Source organism: Streptomyces sp. NPDC017056, from assembly GCF_044332485.1.
Classification (GTDB): Bacteria; Actinomycetota; Actinomycetes; order Streptomycetales; family Streptomycetaceae; genus Streptomyces.
The window spans coordinates 52,200-71,296 of sequence record NZ_JBIRPD010000016.1 but is presented as its reverse complement, the minus strand read 5'-3'; the positions used below and the strand labels follow the sequence as shown (position 1 = coordinate 71,296).

At 73.6% G+C, this 19,097-nt stretch carries 16 protein-coding genes and 1 pseudogene; 12 read left to right on the top strand and 5 right to left on the bottom strand.

Features of this window, described 5'->3' with window-relative positions; translation table 11 throughout:
* Positions 1–5 precede the first annotated feature (5 nt).
* Complete coding sequence (locus ACH4OW_RS27260) at positions 6–410, bottom strand: RidA family protein (protein ID WP_398030432.1); 405 nt, start codon at positions 408–410, stop codon at positions 6–8.
* 250 nt (positions 411–660) lie between these two features.
* Between ACH4OW_RS27260 and ACH4OW_RS27255 the strand changes: the two genes are divergently transcribed.
* From ACH4OW_RS27255 to ACH4OW_RS27235, 5 genes are all read left to right on the top strand, one after another.
* Positions 661–2,316, top strand: coding sequence for a PucR family transcriptional regulator (locus ACH4OW_RS27255; RefSeq protein ID WP_360131013.1), 1,656 nt, complete (start codon positions 661–663; stop codon positions 2,314–2,316).
* A 159-nt stretch (positions 2,317–2,475) separates the two neighbouring features.
* Positions 2,476–3,921 (top strand): aldehyde dehydrogenase family protein, encoded by a 1,446-nt coding sequence (locus tag ACH4OW_RS27250; RefSeq protein ID WP_360131010.1) that lies wholly within the window; start codon positions 2,476–2,478, stop codon positions 3,919–3,921.
* 285 nt (positions 3,922–4,206) lie between these two features.
* The gene (locus tag ACH4OW_RS27245) at positions 4,207–5,544 is read left to right on the top strand and encodes a sensor histidine kinase (protein WP_398030501.1); all 1,338 of its coding nucleotides are present in this window, start codon (positions 4,207–4,209) and stop codon (positions 5,542–5,544) included.
* A complete protein-coding gene (locus ACH4OW_RS27240; RefSeq protein ID WP_398030431.1) occupies positions 5,519–6,202 on the top strand; it encodes a response regulator in 684 nt (227 codons plus the stop codon). The genes ACH4OW_RS27245 and ACH4OW_RS27240 overlap by 26 nt, the downstream gene beginning before the upstream one ends.
* Positions 6,203–6,450: 248 nt before the next feature.
* Positions 6,451–8,370 (top strand): acyl-CoA dehydrogenase family protein, encoded by a 1,920-nt coding sequence (locus ACH4OW_RS27235; RefSeq protein WP_398030430.1) that lies wholly within the window; start codon positions 6,451–6,453, stop codon positions 8,368–8,370.
* Between the two features lie 27 nt (positions 8,371–8,397).
* On the opposite strand, the pseudogene ACH4OW_RS27230 reads toward ACH4OW_RS27235, so the two are convergent.
* A pseudogene (locus ACH4OW_RS27230) lies at positions 8,398–8,703 on the bottom strand (DUF1963 domain-containing protein); the annotation flags it as partial.
* A gap of 87 nt (positions 8,704–8,790) precedes the next feature.
* Here ACH4OW_RS27230 and dxr point away from each other — a divergent pair.
* The 6 genes from dxr to ACH4OW_RS27200 all read left to right on the top strand — a co-directional run bounded on the left by dxr (position 8,791) and on the right by ACH4OW_RS27200 (position 16,123).
* The gene (dxr, locus tag ACH4OW_RS27225; RefSeq protein WP_398030429.1) at positions 8,791–10,062 is read left to right on the top strand and encodes a 1-deoxy-D-xylulose-5-phosphate reductoisomerase; all 1,272 of its coding nucleotides are present in this window, start codon (positions 8,791–8,793) and stop codon (positions 10,060–10,062) included.
* Positions 10,059–11,360 (top strand): site-2 protease family protein, encoded by a 1,302-nt coding sequence (locus ACH4OW_RS27220; RefSeq protein WP_360130999.1) that lies wholly within the window; start codon positions 10,059–10,061, stop codon positions 11,358–11,360. Before dxr ends, ACH4OW_RS27220 begins: the two co-directional genes overlap by 4 nt.
* 178 nt (positions 11,361–11,538) lie before the next feature.
* Positions 11,539–12,696, top strand: a complete 1,158-nt coding sequence (ispG, locus tag ACH4OW_RS27215) for a flavodoxin-dependent (E)-4-hydroxy-3-methylbut-2-enyl-diphosphate synthase (RefSeq protein ID WP_398030428.1) — start codon at positions 11,539–11,541, stop codon at positions 12,694–12,696.
* Between the two features lie 194 nt (positions 12,697–12,890).
* The gene (locus ACH4OW_RS27210; protein ID WP_360137659.1) at positions 12,891–13,736 is read left to right on the top strand and encodes a GNAT family N-acetyltransferase; all 846 of its coding nucleotides are present in this window, start codon (positions 12,891–12,893) and stop codon (positions 13,734–13,736) included.
* A 56-nt stretch (positions 13,737–13,792) separates the two neighbouring features.
* Positions 13,793–14,326: a GNAT family N-acetyltransferase gene (locus tag ACH4OW_RS27205; RefSeq protein WP_360137662.1), complete on the top strand. Its 534-nt coding sequence runs from the start codon at positions 13,793–13,795 to the stop codon at positions 14,324–14,326.
* Between the two features lie 96 nt (positions 14,327–14,422).
* On the top strand, positions 14,423–16,123 hold the full coding sequence (locus ACH4OW_RS27200; protein ID WP_398030427.1) for a proline--tRNA ligase: 1,701 nt from the start codon (positions 14,423–14,425) through the stop codon (positions 16,121–16,123).
* A gap of 147 nt (positions 16,124–16,270) precedes the next feature.
* Here the strand turns inward: ACH4OW_RS27200 and ACH4OW_RS27195 are convergent, their stop codons facing one another.
* The 3 genes from ACH4OW_RS27195 to ACH4OW_RS27185 all read right to left on the bottom strand — a co-directional run bounded on the left by ACH4OW_RS27195 (position 16,271) and on the right by ACH4OW_RS27185 (position 18,445).
* Entirely contained in the window at positions 16,271–17,188 is a 918-nt protein-coding gene (locus ACH4OW_RS27195; protein ID WP_398030426.1) for an aminoglycoside phosphotransferase family protein, read from the bottom strand.
* 53 nt (positions 17,189–17,241) lie between these two features.
* Entirely contained in the window at positions 17,242–17,763 is a 522-nt protein-coding gene (locus ACH4OW_RS27190) for a ferritin-like domain-containing protein (RefSeq protein ID WP_398030425.1), read from the bottom strand.
* Positions 17,764–17,839: 76 nt separating this feature from the next.
* Complete coding sequence (locus ACH4OW_RS27185; RefSeq protein ID WP_398030424.1) at positions 17,840–18,445, bottom strand: hypothetical protein; 606 nt, start codon at positions 18,443–18,445, stop codon at positions 17,840–17,842.
* 118 nt (positions 18,446–18,563) lie between these two features.
* On the opposite strand from ACH4OW_RS27185, the gene rimP reads away from it, so the two are divergent.
* A complete protein-coding gene (rimP, locus tag ACH4OW_RS27180; RefSeq protein WP_360137677.1) occupies positions 18,564–19,097 on the top strand; it encodes a ribosome maturation factor RimP in 534 nt (177 codons plus the stop codon).

The window sequence follows — 19,097 nt, the reverse complement described above, 5'->3', positions numbered from 1 at the left end:
GGCCCTCACCCCTCCCGCGCCACCGCCGTGGCCGTGATCTCCACCAACTGGCCCGGGTAGCCGAGGACGGCGACGCCGACGAGCGTGGACGTGTGCGGCCCCGTGGACAGGGCCGAGGCGCGGACCTCTTCCCAGACGGGGCGCAGGTCCTCCGAGGAGGCGCCGACCACGTACACCGTGCTGGCGATCACCCGGTCCAGGCCGCTGCCCGCCGCCTCCAGCTGAGCGGCCAGATTGGCGAGGACCTGGCGGGCCTGGGCGGCGACGTCGCCCGGGCCGACGAGGTCGCCCGCCGCGTCCAGCGGGACCGCGCCGGCGCTGAAAACCAGGCGCTCGCCCGCCTCGACGACGGCGGTGTGGGAGTACTGCGGGGGCGGGAACAGGCCGGGCACGGTGGTGAAGCGGGCCATCGGTACTCCTCCGGGGCGGGCGTCGGTGCCGTAGCGGTCGGTGCCGATCAGACCCCGCGCCGGACGGGCGCGTCCACCGGTTTTCCGGGGCGCCGTCAGCGTGCCGTGCCGCACCGGCCCCGTACGGACGTATCCCGCGACGAACCCGCCCCCGCACTCCGCCGCTGAGGCAGAATCGGCAGCGGCCGTTCATACGGGGCGGCGAAGAGGAAGCCCGCCGTCCGTCCGCCGACGCTCCACCGAAGGTCCCATGCCGCACACGCTCGCCACCCTGGTCAACCACTCCGCGCTCAAGCTGACGGTGCTCGCGGGCGAGGACCGGCTGGACACGCCCGTGCGCTGGGCGCACGCGAGCGAGCTGATCGACCCGGTGCCGTACATGGAAGGCGGCGAGCTGCTGCTCGTCACCGCCTTGAAGCTGGACGCCGAGGACCCGGAGGCGACCCGCCGGTACGTGCGGCGGATCGCGGGCGCCGGCGTCGTCGGTATCGGCTTCGCGATCGGCGTCAACTACGAGGACGTGCCGCAGGCACTGGTCACGGCCGCGGCGGAGGAGGGCCTGCCGCTGCTGGGCGTGCCCAGGCGCACCCCGTTCATCGCCATCAGCAAGGCCGTCTCCGCCGCGGTCGCCGCCGACCAGTACCGCGCCGTGACCGCCGGCTTCGAGGCGCAGCGCGAGCTGACCAGGGCGGCACTCGGCGCCGAGGGCCCGGCCGAGCTGCTGGCCCGGCTCGCGGCGCACCTGCGGGGCTGGGCCGCGCTGTACGACGCGGCCGGCAACGTGGTCGCCGCGGCCCCCGACTGGGCCGCCCGCCGGGCCGCCCGGCTCGGCGAGGACGTGGGACGGCTGCGCGAGCGCCCGGCCCCCGCCAGCTCGGTCGTCAGCGACGCCGAGGGCGACGACCGGGTCGAGCTGCAATCGCTGGGGACCGGCCGCCGCGCCCGCGGCGTGCTCGCGGTCGGCACCGGCGCGCCCCTGGGCACCGCCGAACGCTTCGCCGTGCACTCCGCCGTCGCCCTGCTCACCCTCACCACCGAACGCTCCCGCGCCCTCCAGGACGCCGAACAGCGGCTGGGCGCCGCGGTGCTGCGCATGCTGCTGGCCGGCGAGCCCGACCACGCGCGGGCGGTCGCGGGGCGGCTGTACGGCGGGCTCCTGGACGCCCCCTTCCGGGTGGTCGTCGCCGAGCCGGTGGCCGCGGACGGCGAGGAGACCGGGGACGCGCCGCCCGCCCTGGACGCGCTCGCCGACGCGATGGAGTCGGCGGCGGCCCGTACCGGCGAAGCGGTGCTGACCGTGCCGGAGGGCGGCCGGCTGGTCGTGCTGGCGGCCGACGGCGGGGCCGCCACCGAGGCGTGCGCCGAGTACGCCGCGGCTGCCGAGGCCAGGTTCGGCGCGCAGCCGCTGCCGCGCGGGCGCGCGGCACGCGCCGAGGCCGGCCGGTCCGGCGCGGGGCTGGCGGTCGGCCTGTCCGCGCCGTCCGGGCCGATGGCCGCCGCGAACGCCTACCGCCAGGCCGAGCAGGCCCTGTCCGTCGCCCGCCGGCGCGGCCGGATGCTGGTCGAGCACGAGGACGTGGCGGCCGGTTCGGTGCTGCCGCTGCTCGCCGACGACGCCGTGCGGGCTTTCGCCGACGGCCTGTTGCGGGCCCTGCGCGACCACGACGCCACCGGCCGCGGCGACCTCGTCGCCTCCTTGCGCGCCTGGCTCTCCCGGCACGGCCAGTGGGACGCGGCGGCGGCCGACCTGGGCGTGCACCGGCACACGCTGCGCTACCGGATGCGGCGCGTGGAGGAGATCCTCGGCCGCTCGCTGGACGATCCAGACGTGCGCATGGAGCTGTGGCTCGCCTTGAAGGCGACGGCGGTGGCGGAACCGCCCGGGAGCGCTCCCGAGGAGCGGTAGCCGGGCCGCCCCCGACCGCCCGTACGCCATTGCGGAAGACCACGCCGGGTGACTACTACGCGCCGGACAAACGCCTCGGCCGCGCCCCGCCCCTACGGTGGACCCAGGCCCGTCAGGGCCGTCCGTACCACCCCCACTTCGGAAGGGCCGGGACCCACTGTGACTTCTCCCACCGCCTTTTGGCTCGCCGGTCGCCAGGCCACCGGCGAGGACGCCTTCGACGTCACCTCCCCCTGGGACGGCCGGGTCGTCGGCTCGGTGAGCGTGCCCACCGAGGAGCAGGTAGAGGAGGCCGTCGCGGCCTCCGTCGCCGTGCAGGCCGAGTTCGCCGCCACCCCCGCGCACGTACGCGCCGCCGCCCTGGACCACGTCCAGCGGCGCCTGGTGGAGCGCACGGAGGAGATCGCCCGGCTCATCTCCGCCGAGAACGGCAAGCCCATGAAGTGGGCCCGCGGCGAACTGGGCCGCGCCGTGTCCGTCTTCCGGTTCGCGGCCGAGGAGGCCCGCCGCTTCAACGGCGGCGAGGCCCAGCGCCTGGACACCGACGCGGGCGGCGCCGGCCGGCTCGCGCTGACCCGCCGCTTCCCGCGCGGCACGGTCCTGGGCATCGCGCCCTTCAACTTCCCGCTCAACCTCTGCGCCCACAAGATCGCCCCGGCGATCGCGGCGGGCGTGCCGATCATCCTCAAGCCGGCCCCGGCCACCCCGCTGTCCGGCCTGATCCTCGGCGAACTGCTCGCCGAGACCGAGCTGCCGGCCGGTTCCTGGTCGATCCTGCCGGTGACCAACGACCGGATGCCGGCGCTGGTGCAGGACGAGCGACTGCCCGTGATCTCCTTCACCGGCTCCGAGAAGGTCGGCTACGCGATCATGGAGTCGGTGCCGCGCAAGCACTGCACCCTCGAACTGGGCGGCAACGGCGCGGCCGTGGTCCTGGCGGACTTCGCCTCCGAGGCCGACCTGGACTGGGCGGCGCAGCGCATCGCCACCTTCTCCAACTACCAGGGCGGCCAGTCCTGCATCTCCGTGCAGCGGGTGATCGCCGACGCCACCGTCTACGACCGGCTCGTGCCGAAGATCGTCGCCGCCGTCAACGCGCAGGTCACCGGCGACCCGTCGGACGACGCGACCGAGGTCGGCCCGCTGGTGAGCGAGGACGCCGCCAAGCGCGTCGAGGCGTGGGTCGACGAGGCCGTCGAAGCGGGCGCGAAGCTGCTCGCGGGCGGCAAGCGGGACGGCGCCTCCTACGCGCCGACCGTGCTGGAGGACGTGCCGGCCGGCGCGACCCTCGCCTGCGAGGAGGTCTTCGGGCCGGTCCTCACCTTGAAGAAGGTGGACGGCGAGGAGGCGGCGTTCGCGGCCGTCAACGACTCCAAGTACGGCCTCCAGGCGGGCGTCTTCACGCACGACGTGCAGACCGCCTTCCGGGCGCACCGCGCGCTGGAGGTCGGCGGCGTGATCGTCGGCGACGTACCGTCCTACCGCGCGGACCAGATGCCGTACGGCGGCGCCAAGCAGTCCGGCGTGGGCCGCGAGGGCGTGCGCTTCGCGATGGAGGACTACACGTACGAGCGGGTGCTCGTGCTGACCGGCCTGGACCTCTGAAACCGGCCCGCGCACCACGTGTAGAACCGGCCTGCGCACCACGTGCGACGCGCTCCGGGACAGCGTCCCGGAGCGCGTCGCCTCCCCCGTGATTCCCCCGTACCGTGGTGCTCTCCTACGACCGTATGCGCCCGCCGCCCGCCGGGGCGTCCCTTCACGGGTGGAAAAAGGGCCGTGACTTCTGCGGTAGCTCCGGCCCGGACGTACAACTTCCGCGGTATCCGAACGGCCTCCTCCGGTCCGATGACCGGCCGTGCGGCCTGCGGTTACGCTGCGCCCGTGTGGATGGGCGGGGTGGCCGTGGCGGTACGGCGGCGGGTGCGGAGCGCCCCGCCGCTCACCCTTGACGCGGCCATAGCGGTCGGCTTCGCGACCGTCTCCCTGCTGCTCGGCCACGAGAACGCGCCCGCGGGATGGCAGCGCCTGGACGCCCTGGGCTCCGTCCTGACCTGCCTGATCAACCTGCTGGTGGTGGCCCGCAGGCGGGCCCCCGTCGCGGTGTGCCTGGCCGTCCAGCTGCTCTGGTTCGGCTACATCGCGCTGGACTACTGGCCCGTCGTCAACAGCCTCGCCGGACTGCTGGCCCTGTACACGGTGGCCGCGCACCGCCCGCCGCGCTTCGCCCTCGGCTGCTCGGTCCTGCTGGCCGCGCTGTGGAACTTCGCCGGGACGACGGGCCACGAGAGCTCCTGGGCGACCACGCTCGGGCAGAGCGTCCTGTACCCCGTGATCCTGTGCTGGTTCGGCCACCTCGCGCGCACCTCCGCCGAACGCAACGTCCGGCTCGCCGAGATGGCCGGCCAACTGCGCCGCGAACAGGAGGAGAACGCCCGGCGCGCGGTCGCGGAGGAACGGGTGCGCATCGCCCGCGAGCTGCACGACGTGGTCGCCCACCACATGTCCGTGATCTCCGTGCAGGCCGGGCTGGCCGGGTACGTCTTCTCCTCCGACCCGGACACCGCCCGCCGCGCCCTGACCACCATCGCCGGGACGAGCGGCGAGGCGCTGGAGGAGATGCGGCGGCTGCTGGCCGTGCTGCGCGTGGACCCCCGCGAGATGGCGGGCGGGCCGGCCGCCGTGGACCGGGAGACGGGCGAGGGGGCGGCGGCCGGCGCCTACGAGCCGGCGCCGGGGCTGGACCGGCTCGGCGACGTCGTCGCGCGGATCCGGGCCGCGGGGCTGGCGGTCGAGCTGCGTACGACGGGGGAGCGGCGGCCGTTCCCGCCGGGGCTGGAACAGTGCGCCTACCGCGTCGTCCAGGAGGCGCTGACCAACGCCCTCAAGCACGCGCGGGCCGCCCGCGTCGAGGTGAGCGTCGACTACGGAACCGACCGCCTCACGGTCGGCATACGGGACGACGGCGGCACTCCCGCCGCACGCGCCGCCCGCCCCGAACCGGCCCAGGACGCCGGACCGCCACCGGCTTCCGGTCATCTCTCCACCGGACACGGGTTGATAGGGATGCGCGAGCGGGCCAGGATTTACGGCGGCAGCCTGCGGGCCGGGCCTCTCCCGGACGGCGGCTTCCAGGTGCGGCTCACCCTGCCCGTCCGACCCGCGGCGGGGCCGGCACCGCCACGGAAAGGGACGACAGAGCATGATCAGGGTGCTGGTGGCCGATGACCAGGTCCTCATCCGGGCCGGTGTCGCCGCGCTGTTGCGCGCCGCGCCCGGCGTCGAGGTGGTGGGCGAGGCCGCGGACGGCGAGGAGGCGGTCAGGCTGGCCGCCGAGCACCTGCCCGACGTCATCCTCATGGACATCCGGATGCCCGGGGTCAGCGGCATCACGGCCACCGAGCGCATTCTCGGCGCCGCCGCCGAAACCGGCGGGCCGGTCCCGCGCGTCGTGGTGCTGACCACCTTCGACCTGGACGAATACGTGTACGCGGCGCTGCGCGCCGGGGCCAGCGGCTTCCTCTTGAAGGACACTCCGCCGCAGCGGCTCCTGTCGGCGATCGCCACCGTCGCGGGCGGCGACATGCTCTTCGCGCCGAGCGTCACCCGCAGGCTGGTCGAGGCGTACGCCCGGCGCCCGGCGGCACCGGCCCCGGAACCGGACGGCCCGGAGTCCCTCCAGGCGCTCACCGCCCGCGAGTTGGAGGTGCTGCGGCACACCGCCAAGGGCCTGTCCAACCCGGAGATCGCGGAGCGGCTGGTCATCAGCGAGGCCACGGTCAAGACGCATCTGAACCGGACGATGACCAAGCTGGGGCTGTGCAGCAGGGCACAGGCCGTCGTACTGGCGTACGAAACGGGGCTGGTGACGCCGGGCGCTCGCTGAGGGGCGGCGGGACAGGAGGGAAGCCGTCCGCCCCGTTCCGTGCCGCGAAGTCTGGTGCAAGTCGAAGGGAACGGGTACAGACTCACAAGTAGCACTGGCCGGTAGCCGGACGGCGGCGGGAGCCCCGTACGCACACCGGCCCGGCGCCGACCGGTACGGAACGCCCGAATCCGGGACCGCGGGGCGCCAGGTCCCCACCGATCGACGACCCACTCCGTGACCCGACTCCGCGGCGAGGTGAGCCCCTCATGACCGCTCCATCCACCCGCAATGTGTCCGAGCGCGAGGCCCGGCAGGTCGCCGAGGCCGCCCGGGAGCAGGACTGGCGCAAGCCCAGCTTCGCCAAGGAACTGTTCCTGGGCCGCTTCCGGCTCGACCTCGTCCACCCGCACCCCACCCCCGCCACCGAGGACGCCCAGCGCGGCGAGGAGTTCCTCACCAAGCTCCGGGACTTCTGCGAAACGAAGATCGACGGCGCCCGCATCGAGCGGGAGGCGCAGATCCCCGACGAGACCATCGACGGTCTCAAGGAGATCGGCGCGCTCGGCATGAAGATCGACACGAAGTACGGCGGCCTCGGCCTCACGCAGGTCTACTACAACAAGGCGCTCGCCCTCGTCGGCTCCGCCAGCCCGGCCATCGGCGCGCTGCTCTCCGCCCATCAGTCCATCGGCGTACCGCAGCCGCTGAAACAGTTCGGCACCCAGGAGCAGAAGGACACGTTTCTGCCGCGCTGCGCCCGTACGGACATCACCGCGTTCCTGCTCACCGAGCCGGACGTGGGCTCCGACCCGGCCAGGCTCGCGACCACCGCCGTGCCGGACGGCGACACCTACGTCCTGGACGGCGTGAAGCTCTGGACCACCAACGGCGTCGTCGCCGACCTCCTGGTCGTCATGGCGCGCGTCCCCAAGAGCGAGGGCCACAAGGGCGGCATCACCGCCTTCGTCGTCGAGGCCGCCGCGGAGGGCGTCACCGTCGAGAACCGCAACGCCTTCATGGGTTTGCGCGGCATCGAGAACGGCGTCACCCGCTTCCACCGCGTACGGGTGCCTGCGGCGAACCGCATCGGGCCCGAGGGCGCCGGCCTGAAGATCGCGCTGACCACGCTCAACACCGGCCGCCTCTCGCTGCCCGCCATGTGCGTCGGCGCCGGCAAGTGGTGTCTGAAGATCGCCCGCGAGTGGTCGGCGGCCCGCGAGCAGTGGGGCAAGCCGATCGCCAAGCACGAGGCGGTCGGCGCCAAGATCTCCTTCATCGCGGCCACCACCTTCGCCCTGGAGGCCGTCGTCGACCTCGCCTCCCAGATGGCCGACGAGGACCGCAACGACATCCGCATCGAGGCCGCGCTGGCCAAGCTGTACGGCTCCGAGATGGGCTGTCTGATGGCCGACGAACTCGTCCAGATCCGCGGCGGCCGCGGCTTCGAGACCGCCGCCTCGCTCGCCGCCCGCGGCGAGCGCGCCGTACCCGCCGAGCAGATCCTGCGCGACCTGCGGATCAACCGCATCTTCGAGGGCTCCACCGAGATCATGCACCTGCTCATCGCCCGCGAGGCGGTGGACGCGCACCTGTCCGTGGCCGGCGACCTCATCGACCCCGACAAGTCGCTGTCCGACAAGGGCAAGGCCGCCGCCAAGGCCGGCACGTTCTACGCCCGCTGGCTGCCCAAACTGGTCGCGGGCCCCGGCCAGCTGCCGCGTACGTACGCGGAGTTCGGCGACCTCGCCGGGCACCTGCGGTACGTGGAGCGCGCCGCCCGCAAGCTCGCCAGGTCCACGTTCTACGCCATGTCCCGCTGGCAGGGCCGGATGGAGACCAAGCAGGGCTTCCTCGGCCGGATCGTCGACATCGGCGCCGAACTCTTCGCCATGAGCGCGGCCGTCGTACGCGCCGAGCACCTGCGCGCCACCGACGACCACGGCCGCGAGGCGTACCAGCTCGCCGACGCGTTCTGCCGGCAGGCCCGCATCCGCGTCGACGAGCTCTTCAGACGGCTGTGGACCAACACCGACGACCTGGACCGCAAGGTCGTCTCCGGCGTGCTGACCGGCACATACGCCTGGCTGGAGGAGGGCGTGGTGGACCCGAGCGGCGACGGCCCGTGGATCGCCGACGCGACCCCGGGCCCGACGGAGAAGGAGAACGTCCACCGGCCGATCCGCTGATCCGGGCGCCCTGCCCCGGGCCGTATTCACGAAGAACAGCAGCGTGCCGTCCTCGGGCAGCGGTATGTCCAGCTCCGCGCCGGACACCCCGGCCGGCGCGGGCAGCGACACCGAGGCGGCGAACGCGAGCGGCCCGTTCCCCTCCCGCACCGGCCACGGCACGTCGTCCGGCAGATGGGGACGGCCGCCCGGATATCCCACGGGCGGCCCGGCGAGCGGGGCGCGGCGGTCGTCGGGGTGCGTCGGGCGGAACGCCGGGCGCAGCGGCGCCGTCCAGCGCTCCGCCGCTTCGGCGGGCGTCAGCTCGGCGGCCGGCCGCGCCGGCGGGGACATCGTCCGATCCATACCGGCACGGTCCCACGAGCCACTGACAGTGCCCGGTGGCTCACCGCCCGGCCCGGACCGGCAACAATGGTGTCCATGACGGACTCCCTCGCTGACCCGCATCTGCGCTTCACCCCCGCACCGCTCGCCGGCGGCGGGGACGGGCCGCGCGACATCGTGCTCCTCGGCTCGACCGGCTCCATCGGCACCCAGGCCGTCGACCTGGTGCTGCGCCACCCCGACCGCTTCCGCGTGACCGCGCTGTCCGCGGCCGGCGGCCGGGTGGCGCTGCTGGCCGAGCAGGCGCACCGGCTGCGGGTCCGTACGGTCGCGGTCGCCCGCGAGGACGCGGTGCCGGCCCTGCGCGAGGCGCTGTCCGCCCGGTACGGGGCGGGGGAGCCGCTGCCCGAGATCCTGGCCGGGCCCGACGCGGCCACCGAGGTCGCCGCCTCGCCGTGCCACACCGTCCTCAACGGCATCACCGGCTCCATCGGCCTCGCGCCGACCCTCGCCGCCCTGAACGCGGGCCGCGCGCTGGCGCTCGCCAACAAGGAGTCGCTGATCGTCGGCGGCCCGCTGGTGAAGGCCGCCGCACGCCCCGGCCAGATCGTCCCCGTCGACTCCGAGCACTCCGCCCTCTTCCAGGGCCTGCTCGGCGGCACCCGCCAGGAGGTCCGCAAGCTGGTCGTCACCGCCTCCGGCGGGCCGTTCCGCGGCCGTACGAAGGAGCAGCTGGCGGCCGTCACGCCGGAGCAGGCCCTCGCGCACCCCACCTGGGCGATGGGCCCGGTCATCACCATCAACTCCGCGACCCTGGTCAACAAGGGCCTGGAGGTCATCGAGGCGCACCTGCTGTACGACGTGCCGTTCGAGCGCATCGAGGTCGTCGTCCATCCGCAGTCCTATATCCACTCGATGGTGGAGTTCACCGACGGTTCCACCCTGGCCCAGGCCAGCCCGCCCGACATGCGGATGCCGATCGCGCTGGGCATCGGCTGGCCCGACCGGGTGCCGGACGCCGCCCCGGGCGTCGACTGGACCAAGGCCCACCAGTGGGAGTTCCTGCCCCTGGACACCGAGGCGTTCCCGTCCGTGCCGCTGGCCTGCCATGTCGGCGGCCTGGGCGGCACCGCGCCCGCCGTCTTCAACGCGGCCAACGAGGAATGCGTCGACGCGTTCTTGAAGGGCGGGCTGCCGTTCACAGGGATTGTCGATACGGTCGCCGAGGTGGTCGCGGAGCACGGCGAGCCGGCCAGGGGAACCTCCCTGACGGTCGCGGACGTCTTGCAGGCGGAAACCTGGGCGCGCGCCCGCGCCCGTGAGCTGGCCGCCCGAGCGGCCCGTACGACATCGGAGGCTCGCGCATGACGACCTGGATGACCATTCTGGGCATAGTCGTCTTCGTCGTCGGCCTGCTGTTCTCGATCGCCTGGCACGAGCTGGGGCACCTGTCCACGGCCAAGATGTTCGGCATCCGGGTGCCGCAGTACATGGTGGGCTTCGGGCCGACGATCTTCTCCCGCCGCAAGGGCGACACCGAGTACGGCATCAAGGCCATACCGCTCGGCGGCTACATCCGCATGATCGGGATGTTCCCGCCGGGGGAGGACGGCGCCATAACGGCCCGGTCCACCTCCCCCTGGCGCGGCATGATCGAGGACGCCCGTTCGGCGGCCTTCGAGGAGCTGCAGCCGGGCGACGAGAAGCGCCTGTTCTACACGCGCAAGCCCTGGAAACGCGTCATCGTGATGTTCGCCGGGCCGTTCATGAACCTGGTCCTCGCGGTCGTGATCTTCATGAGCGTGCTGATGGGCTTCGGCATCAACACCCAGACCACCCAGGTCGGCTCGGTCTCGGACTGCGTCATCGCGGCCTCCGCCAAGACCGACAAGTGCACGGCGGGCGCCAAGGACTCCCCGGCCAAGGCCGCCGGCCTGCGCCCCGGCGACAAGATCGTCGCGTTCAACGGCAAGCCCGTACCCGACTGGGCCAGCCTCCAGCAGAGCATCCGGGACACCACGGGACCCGCGACGATCACCGTCGAGCGGGACGGCAAGCGGCTGGAACTGAACGCCGACCTCATCGAGAACAAGGTCGCCAAGACCGACGGCCACGGCTCCTACGTGCCGGGCGAGTACGTCACCGCGGGCTTCCTCGGCTTCACCCCGGCCACCGGCATCGTCCCGCAGTCCTTCGGCCAGTCCGTCGACCGCATGGGCAGCATGGTCGAACAGGGCGTCCAGTCGCTGGTCAACCTGCCCGCCAAGGTCCCCGACCTGTGGAACGCGGCCTTCAACGGTGGGGAGCGCAAGCAGGACTCCCCGATGGGCGTGGTCGGCGCGGCCCGGGTCGGCGGCGAGGTCTTCTCGCTGAACATCCCGCCGGAGCAGCGGGTGGCGACCATGCTCTTCCTGGTCGCGGGCTTCAACCTGTCCCTGTTCCTGTTCAACATGCTCCCGCTGCTGCCGCTGGACGGCGGCCACATCGCCGGCGCCCTGTGGGAGTCCGTGCGCCGCGCCTTCGCCCGCGTCTTCCGGCGCCCCGACCCCGGTCCCTTCGACGTGGCCAAGCTCATGCCGGTCGCGTACGTGGTCGCCGGGATCTTCATCTGCTTCACGCTCCTGGTGCTGGTGGCGGACGTGGTGAATCCGGTGAAGCTGACGTAGACGGTGCGCAGGGGGCCGGGCGACCGGCCCCCTGAACCGCGCACACGGGTGCTCCTCCGCCTCCCTGCGAGGGGCAGGAGGGGTTCGATGTGCCCGCGGCAACCCTCGTGCCGTAATCTCGGTGGTTGGAGCCCGCCGATCTCGGGACCTAGATCCATACCTTGGGGTTGCTCGCCAGATGACTGCCATTTCACTGGGAATGCCGGACGTACCGACCAAGCTGGCCGACCGCCGGGTCAGCCGCCAGATCCAGGTCGGTCCGGTCGCCGTGGGCGGGGACGCACCGGTCTCGGTGCAGTCGATGACGACCACGCGCACCTCCGACATCGGTGCGACCCTCCAGCAGATCGCCGAGCTGACGGCGTCCGGCTGCCAGATCGTGCGCGTCGCCTGCCCGACCCAGGACGACGCCGACGCGCTGCCGGTGATCGCGAAGAAGTCGCAGATCCCGGTCATCGCCGACATCCACTTCCAGCCGAAGTACGTGTTCGCCGCGATCGACGCCGGGTGTGCGGCGGTCCGCGTGAACCCGGGCAACATCAAGCAGTTCGACGACAAGGTCAAGGAGATCGCGAAGGCGGCCGGCGACGCCGGCACGCCGATCCGGATCGGCGTCAACGCCGGTTCGCTCGACCGCCGTCTGCTGCAGAAGTACGGCAAGGCCACCCCTGAGGCGCTCGTCGAGTCCGCCCTGTGGGAGGCGTCCCTCTTCGAGGAGCACGGCTTCCGCGACATCAAGATCTCGGTCAAGCACAACGACCCGGTCGTGATGGTCAACGCCTACCGGCAACTCGCCGCCCGGTGCGACTACCCGCTGCACCTGGGCGTGACCGAGGCCGGGCCGGCCTTCCAGGGCACGATCAAGTCCGCGGTCGCCTTCGGCGCGCTGCTCTCCGAGGGCATCGGCGACACCATCCGCGTCTCCCTGTCGGCGCCGCCGGCCGAGGAGGTCAAGGTCGGCCTGCAGATCCTGGAGTCGCTGAACCTGCGGCCCCGCCGCCTGGAGATCGTCTCCTGCCCGTCCTGCGGGCGGGCGCAGGTGGACGTGTACAAGCTGGCCGACGAGGTCACCGCGGGCCTGGAGGGCATGGAGGTGCCGCTGCGCGTCGCCGTCATGGGCTGCGTCGTCAACGGCCCCGGCGAGGCCCGCGAGGCCGACCTCGGTGTCGCGTCCGGCAACGGCAAGGGCCAGATCTTCGTCAAGGGCGAGGTGATCAAGACGGTGCCCGAGTCGAAGATCGTCGAGACCCTCATCGAAGAGGCCATGAAGATCGCCGAGCAGATGGAGAAGGACGGCGTGGCCTCCGGCGAACCCACCGTCGCCATCGCCGGCTGACCCCCGCGGCCCCGGCGCCCCGCACACCTCCCGAGCCCCGCCACCGGACCACACCGGTGGCGGGGCTCGTGCGTAACCTGCGCCGGAAGCGGGGTACCCGCAGGGAATCCGCTGCTCCGCTGCCGGGGAGGTAAAGTTCCAGGACCTGCTATCGCCTGGCCTCCCAGGCCCGTAAAGGTGAGGCTTTCCGACACGTGCTGACGACCACCACCACCAAGGTTCTCGAACCGGGGGAGCTCGACGACGCGCTGGCGGTGCTGGACCGGGACCCGGTCGCCAACGCCTTCGTCGCCGCCCGCGTGCAGATCGCCGGGCTCGACCCGTGGCGGCTCGGCGGCGAGATGTGGGGCTGGTACGCGGACGGCCGGCTGGAGTCGCTGTGCTACGCGGGCGCCAACCTCGTCCCCGTCTGCGCCACCCCCGAAGCGGTACGCGGCTTCGCCGAGCGGGCCCGCCGCCAGGGACGGCGCTGCTCCTCCATCGTCGGCCCGGCCGGACCCACCGCCGAGCTGTGGTCCCTCCTGGAGCCCGCCTGGGGCCCGGCCCGCGAGGTCCGCGCCCACCAGCCGCTGATGGTCACGTCCTCCTTCGCCACCGAGGTCGAGCCCGACCCGTACGTCCGGCGCATCGGCAAGCACGAGATGGACCTGATCATGCCCGCGTGCGTGGCGATGTTCACCGAGGAGGTCGGCATCTCGCCGCTGGCCGGCGACGGCGGACTGCTCTACCAGGCGCGCGTCGCCGAACTGGTCGGCTCCGGGCGGTCCTTCGCCCGGATCGACGACGGCAAGGTCGTCTTCAAGGCCGAGATCGGCGCCGCCACACAGCGGGCCTGCCAGATCCAGGGCGTCTGGGTCGCCCCCGAATTCCGCGGCAAGGGCCTGTCGGAGACCGGCATGGCGGCCGTGCTGCGCTACGCCCTCACCGAGGTCGCGCCGGTCGCCTCCCTGTACGTGAACGACTTCAATACGGCCGCGCGCGCCGCGTACCGGCGGGTGGGCTTCCAGGAGACCGGCGCGTTCATGAGCGTGCTGTTCTGAGGCCGGTGGCGCGGCCGCCTACTCGGGCAGCGCCGCCGCCTTGTACGCTCCCGACCATGGATGACGTCGCGGTCGGCCCCCTGGATCTCGCTGCCCGCGTGGACGACGCGCTCGCCGTACAGGCGCTCGCGTTCGGCCTCACCGACGACGAGATCGGCGTCCGCCGCCACATCGTCCTACGGCACCTGACCAGCCCGGGAGCCCGCGCCCTCGGCGCCACGACCCCGGCGGGGCGCCTGGTCGGCTTCGTCTACGGCATGCCCAACAGCCGCGCCCACTGGTGGTCCACCGTCGTCGAGCCGTACCTGCGCTCGCGGGAGCTGGACCACTGGCTCGACGACTCGTTCGTGATCACCGAGCTGCATGTGCTGCCGGCCTTCCAGAAACGGAGCATCGGCCGCCGGCTGATCACCCGCATCACGGACGCCGCGGCCGAACCGCGCAGCATCCTCTCCGCCATCGACACCGAAAGCCCGGCCCGCGGCCTGTACCGCTCCCTCGGCTACCAGGACCTGGCCCGCCGCGTCGTCTTCCCGAGCGCCCCCCTCCCGTACGCGGTCATGGGCGCGCCCCTGCCGCTCAAACGCTGAGGGAACGCGACCGGGCGGGGCCGCATCCCATTTCCTTGGGGCGCGTCCCTCCGGATAACCTCGCGGCAGTCACCTTTCTTACGCAGGAGAATCACCATGGCCCAGGTCCAGCGCATGTCCCGATTGATGATCAAGACGCTGCGCGACGACCCGGCCGACGCCGAGACCGCCAGCCACAAGCTGCTCGTGCGCGCCGGCTACGTCCGCCGCACCTCCGCCGGCATCTGGACCTGGCTGCCGCTGGGCAAGAAGGTCCTGGAGAACGTGTCGCGCATCATCCGCGAGGAGATGGACGCGATCGGCGCGCAGGAGGTGCTGCTGCCGGCCCTGCTGCCCAAGGAGCCCTACGAGGCCACCGGCCGCTGGGAGGAGTACGGGGACCAGCTGTTCCGGCTCAAGGACCGCAAGGGCGCCGACTACCTCCTCGGGCCGACCCACGAAGAGATCTTCACCCTCATGGTCAAGGACCAGTGCACGTCCTACAAGGACCTGCCGGTGATGCTCTACCAGATCCAGACCAAGTACCGCGACGAGGCCCGCCCGCGCTCCGGCGTGCTGCGCGGCCGCGAGTTCCAGATGAAGGACTCGTACAGCTTCGACACCACCGACGAGGGCCTGGCCGAGTCGTACCGCCTGCACCGCGAGGCGTACCAGCGGATCTTCCGGCGCCTGGGCCTGGACTACCGCATCGTCTCCGCCGTCTCCGGCGCCATGGGCGGCTCGGCCTCCGAGGAGTTCCTGGCCCCGGCGGCGGCCGGCGAGGACACCTTCGTGGACTGCCCGGCCTGCGACTACGCGGCCAACACCGAGGCCGTCACGGTCAAGGTCGAGCCCTCGGACGCCTCCGGCGTCGGCGCCATGGAGGAGCTGGACACCCCGGACACCCCGACCATCGAGACGCTCGCCGAGCACCTGGGCGTCCCCGCCTCGGCCACCCTCAAGAACCTCCTGGTCAAGGTGGACGGCGAGATCGTCGCGGTGGGCGTGCCCGGCGACCGCGAGGTGGACCTCGGCAAGCTGGGCGAGCACCTGGCCCCGGCCACGGTCGAGCTGGTCACCGCCGAGGACTTCACCGGCCGCGACGACCTCGTGCGCGGCTACGTCGGCCCGCAGGGCCTGGCCGGCAAGTCCTTCAAGTACCTCGCCGACCCGCGGGTCGCCCCCGGCACCGCCTGGATCACCGGCGCCAACAAGGACGGCAAGCACGCGCGGAACGTCGTCGCGGGCCGTGACTTCGAGGTCGACGAGTACCTGGACGTCGTCGTGGTCGAGCCGGGCGACCCCTGCCCCCAGTGCGGCGCTGGCCTGCGCATCGACCGCGCCATCGAGATCGGCCACATCTTCCAGCTCGGCCGCAAGTACGCGGACGCCTTCCAGCTGGACGTGCTCGGCCAGAACGGCAAGCCCGCGCGCGTCACGATGGGCTCGTACGGCATCGGCGTCTCCCGCGCGGTCGCGGCCCTCGCCGAGCAGACCCACGACGAGTCCGGCCTGTGCTGGTCGCCTGAGGTCGCCCCGGCCGACGTGCACGTGGTCGCCGCGGGCAAGGCCAAGCAGACCGAGCTGGCCCTGGAGGTCGGCGACAAGCTGGGCGCCGCGGGCCTGCGCGTCCTGGTGGACGACCGGGCGGGCGTCTCGCCGGGCGTGAAGTTCACCGACGCCGAGCTGCTGGGCGTCCCGAAGATCCTGGTCGCGGGCCGCCGCGCCGCCGAGGGCGTCGTCGAGCTCAAGGACCGCCGTACGGGCGAGCGCGAGGAGCTGACGGTCGAGGAGGCCGTGGCCCGGCTGAGCGCGTAACGCGGACAACACGGCCGGTGGCCGGGCGGGTACCGGGATTCCGGGGCCGCCCGGCCACCGGCCGTGTACGACCACGGGCGCGCCGGTCCTACGGCCGCGCCGTGCTCACAGCCACGTGCTCACGGCCATGTGCTCACAGCCGTGCGCTCACAGCCACGTGGCGAACTCCAGCAGCACTTCCCCGCGCTGCGCGTCGCCGCCCGGCGTCGTCAGTTCGCGCACGCCCGCGTCCACCGCGCGGTACAACGTCCAACTGCGCAGCCGGTCGCGGTCCGCGTCCAGGGAGTCGGCCAGCTTGGCGACCCGGCGGCGGGCCGCCGAGGCCGCACCCGAGCCGGCCGCCAGGTCCTCGGAGCGGTCCAGCACCAGCCCGGCCAGGTCGTACGCCCGCTCGCCCACCACCGGCGAGGGCCCGACCGCGAGCCACGGCGCCCGCTCGCCCGCCAGCACCTTGCCCTGCCGGAACGCGCCGTGCAGCAGCACTTCTTCCGGTGCGTCGGCCGGCAGCGCGCGGCGCAGTTCGAGTGCCTCGTCCAGCAGCGGCCCTTCGGCGCGCGTCGTCGCCCCCAGGGCGCGCAGCGACTCGACGGCCTCCTCCGCGCGGCCCGCCAGCGTCTCGAAGGGGTGCCCCTCGGCCGGCCGCACCCACAGCCGCCGTACGGTGCCCGCCGCCTCCAGCACGGCCTTCGCCTCCGGCAGCGAGCGCAGCGACACGGTGCCCCGCAACCGCTCCAGGAGGAGCGCACCGCTGTCCGCGTCGGCGCGCAGCAGCCGCGCCGCGCCCCAGCCGTCCCACTGCGCCAGCGCCGCACCCTCATGCGCCGGCGCCCGGCCGGGGGCCGGGAACTTCAACGCCGCCGGTGTGCCGTCGGCCTGCCGCACGTACGCGAGCAGACTGCTGCGCCCGCCTGGGACGAGCACCCGCTCCAGCGTCAGCTCCCACGCCTCCAGCCGCTCGCCGACCAGTGCGGGCAGCGCGTCCAGCCAGGCACCGGCCGGGCCGCCCGGGTCGCCGCCGAGCGCGCTCACCAGCCGTTGCGGCGGTTCGATGGGTGCCGTAGCCATGCCTGTGCTGTCCCTTTCGGTGGACGTTCGGTGCCCCCTGGTGCGGGCGGCCGTCAGTGCGGGTCCGCGGCGGCGCCGGACGCCGCGCCGGACGGGGTGCCGGCGGCCCCGGCCCGTTCCGCGAGCCCAGGGAAGGCTACGCCGCTGCCGCGCCAGCGCACCGCCCGCACCGCGGCCTCCCGCAGGGCCGCCGCCGCGTCCTTGCGCCGCGCGCCGCCGCCGGCCCGCACGAGATCGGCGTAGACGGCCGCCACCCGGTCCTCCAGCTCAGCGGCCAGCCGGACCGCGGCGGCGGAGTCCGGCACCGGGAACGGCAGCTCGTACGCGGCCGCCGCGGCCCGCGGCGTGCCGCCCAGGTCGCGTATGCCGCGCCCCAGCTCGTCCCGGCGCGCGCGGTGTGCGTCGTACGCCTCCCGTGCCTCCTTGCGCCGGTCGGCGCCGATCCGGCCGCCGACCACGCCGTAGCCGTAGACGACGGCGTGCTCGGCCGCCAGCGCGGACTGGAGCGCCCGCAGCTCGGCGGCGTGCGCGTCGCCGTCAGCGGCGCCCGCCCGCGCCACCCTGGATGTCAGCATCGCTGTGCCCCTTCCGTCCCCGGGCCCGCGCCCGGCCTGTCGCACGTGCCGGTCACGGCCGCCGCTCCGGCCCGCCTCACGCGTCCTCCTCCGCGAGCAGGTACGCGTGTGCCGCGCCCGCCGCCGCGACCGACGCCAGCAGCCTGGCCAGCTCCGGCGGGGCCGTCACGAGGGCGGCGGCGCGGGCGTCGGCGGTGCGCCGCTCCGCCGCCGCGAGATCCGTACGCGCCTGCTTCCCGTCCGGCGGGACGGCGGGGGAGGCGGGTGCGGACGGCGTGCCCGTCGCGCCCGCGCGGGGCTGCGCGGACGGGGCCGCGGGAGAAGACGGGGCAGCCGAGGACGGTGCGGGGGACGCGCCGCCGAACGCCGCCGCGTGCCGGGCCACTTCGGCGCGCAGCGGCCGCAGCCGCTCGCCGAGCCCGGGGTGCGCGGCGAGCGTCGCGTCGTACCGGGCGAGCAGCGCGGCGCTGTCCCGCGCGGCCTGCGCGCGCAGCCGCGCTTCCGCCGCCGCGTCCGCGTCCTTCTTGCCCCCGCCGGACCCGGAATCGTCCGAGCAGCCGGTGAGCAGCAGCGCCGCCCCGCCGAGCACGGAGCCGGCCAGCAAGGTCCTCCTGCGCGTGAGCGCGACGTTGTGCACGTGTGACTTCCCGTGGTCTTCGGTGGGGGCATCCGTAGTGATCACCGCAGGCGAGCGTATCCGTGCCCCGCCACCGAATCGTCAGTACCCCGCCGGAACAGCTAGGCTTTGACCCGACACGCGACCTTCCCACAACAGCACACGCGGCCGAGGAGTCACCCGGATGAGCACCACCCAGAGCGAGAGGCTGCGCGGACTGCTTGAACCGCTCGTCGCCGCGCGAGACCTGGATCTGGAAGAGATCGAGGTGACACCGGCCGGAAAGCGGCGTGTGCTGAGGATCGTGGTCGACTCCGACGACGGCGTACAGCTGGACGAGTGTGCCGAGCTGAGCCGCGAGGCATCGCAGGCGCTCGACGACTCCGACGCCATGGGCGGCGCGCCGTACACGCTGGAGGTCACCTCCCCCGGAGCCGACCGCCCGCTGACCGAGCCGCGGCACTACCGCCGCGCCGTCGGCCGCCTCGTCAAGGCCCAACTCCACGAGGGCGGCGAGCTGGTGGCACGTATCACCGCCGTGGACGACGAGGGGCTGGACCTGGAGGTGCCGGGCGTCAAGGGCCGCAAGCCCACCGCCCGCCGGGTCGCCTTCGCCGAGATCGCCAAGGCGCGCGTGGAGATCGAGTTCAACCGCAAGCACGACAAGGGGCGCGACGACCGCGCCGAGCAGAACGACGAGAGCCAGGAGGAGGCGTAG

Coding starts and splice junctions, on each gene's coding strand:
- ACH4OW_RS27200 (WP_398030427.1), top strand. CDS start 14,423: ATGGCCCAGGTCCAGCGCATGTCCCGATTGATGATCAAGACGCTGCGC.
- ACH4OW_RS27255 (WP_360131013.1), top strand. CDS start 661: ATGCCGCACACGCTCGCCACCCTGGTCAACCACTCCGCGCTCAAGCTG.
- ACH4OW_RS27190 (WP_398030425.1), bottom strand. CDS start 17,763: ATGCTGACATCCAGGGTGGCGCGGGCGGGCGCCGCTGACGGCGACGCG.
- ACH4OW_RS27220 (WP_360130999.1), top strand. CDS start 10,059: ATGACGACCTGGATGACCATTCTGGGCATAGTCGTCTTCGTCGTCGGC.
- ispG (WP_398030428.1), top strand. CDS start 11,539: ATGACTGCCATTTCACTGGGAATGCCGGACGTACCGACCAAGCTGGCC.
- ACH4OW_RS27235 (WP_398030430.1), top strand. CDS start 6,451: ATGACCGCTCCATCCACCCGCAATGTGTCCGAGCGCGAGGCCCGGCAG.
- ACH4OW_RS27245 (WP_398030501.1), top strand. CDS start 4,207: ATGGGCGGGGTGGCCGTGGCGGTACGGCGGCGGGTGCGGAGCGCCCCG.
- dxr (WP_398030429.1), top strand. CDS start 8,791: ATGACGGACTCCCTCGCTGACCCGCATCTGCGCTTCACCCCCGCACCG.
- ACH4OW_RS27260 (WP_398030432.1), bottom strand. CDS start 410: ATGGCCCGCTTCACCACCGTGCCCGGCCTGTTCCCGCCCCCGCAGTAC.
- ACH4OW_RS27240 (WP_398030431.1), top strand. CDS start 5,519: ATGATCAGGGTGCTGGTGGCCGATGACCAGGTCCTCATCCGGGCCGGT.
- ACH4OW_RS27195 (WP_398030426.1), bottom strand. CDS start 17,188: ATGGCTACGGCACCCATCGAACCGCCGCAACGGCTGGTGAGCGCGCTC.
- rimP (WP_360137677.1), top strand. CDS start 18,564: ATGAGCACCACCCAGAGCGAGAGGCTGCGCGGACTGCTTGAACCGCTC.
- ACH4OW_RS27205 (WP_360137662.1), top strand. CDS start 13,793: ATGGATGACGTCGCGGTCGGCCCCCTGGATCTCGCTGCCCGCGTGGAC.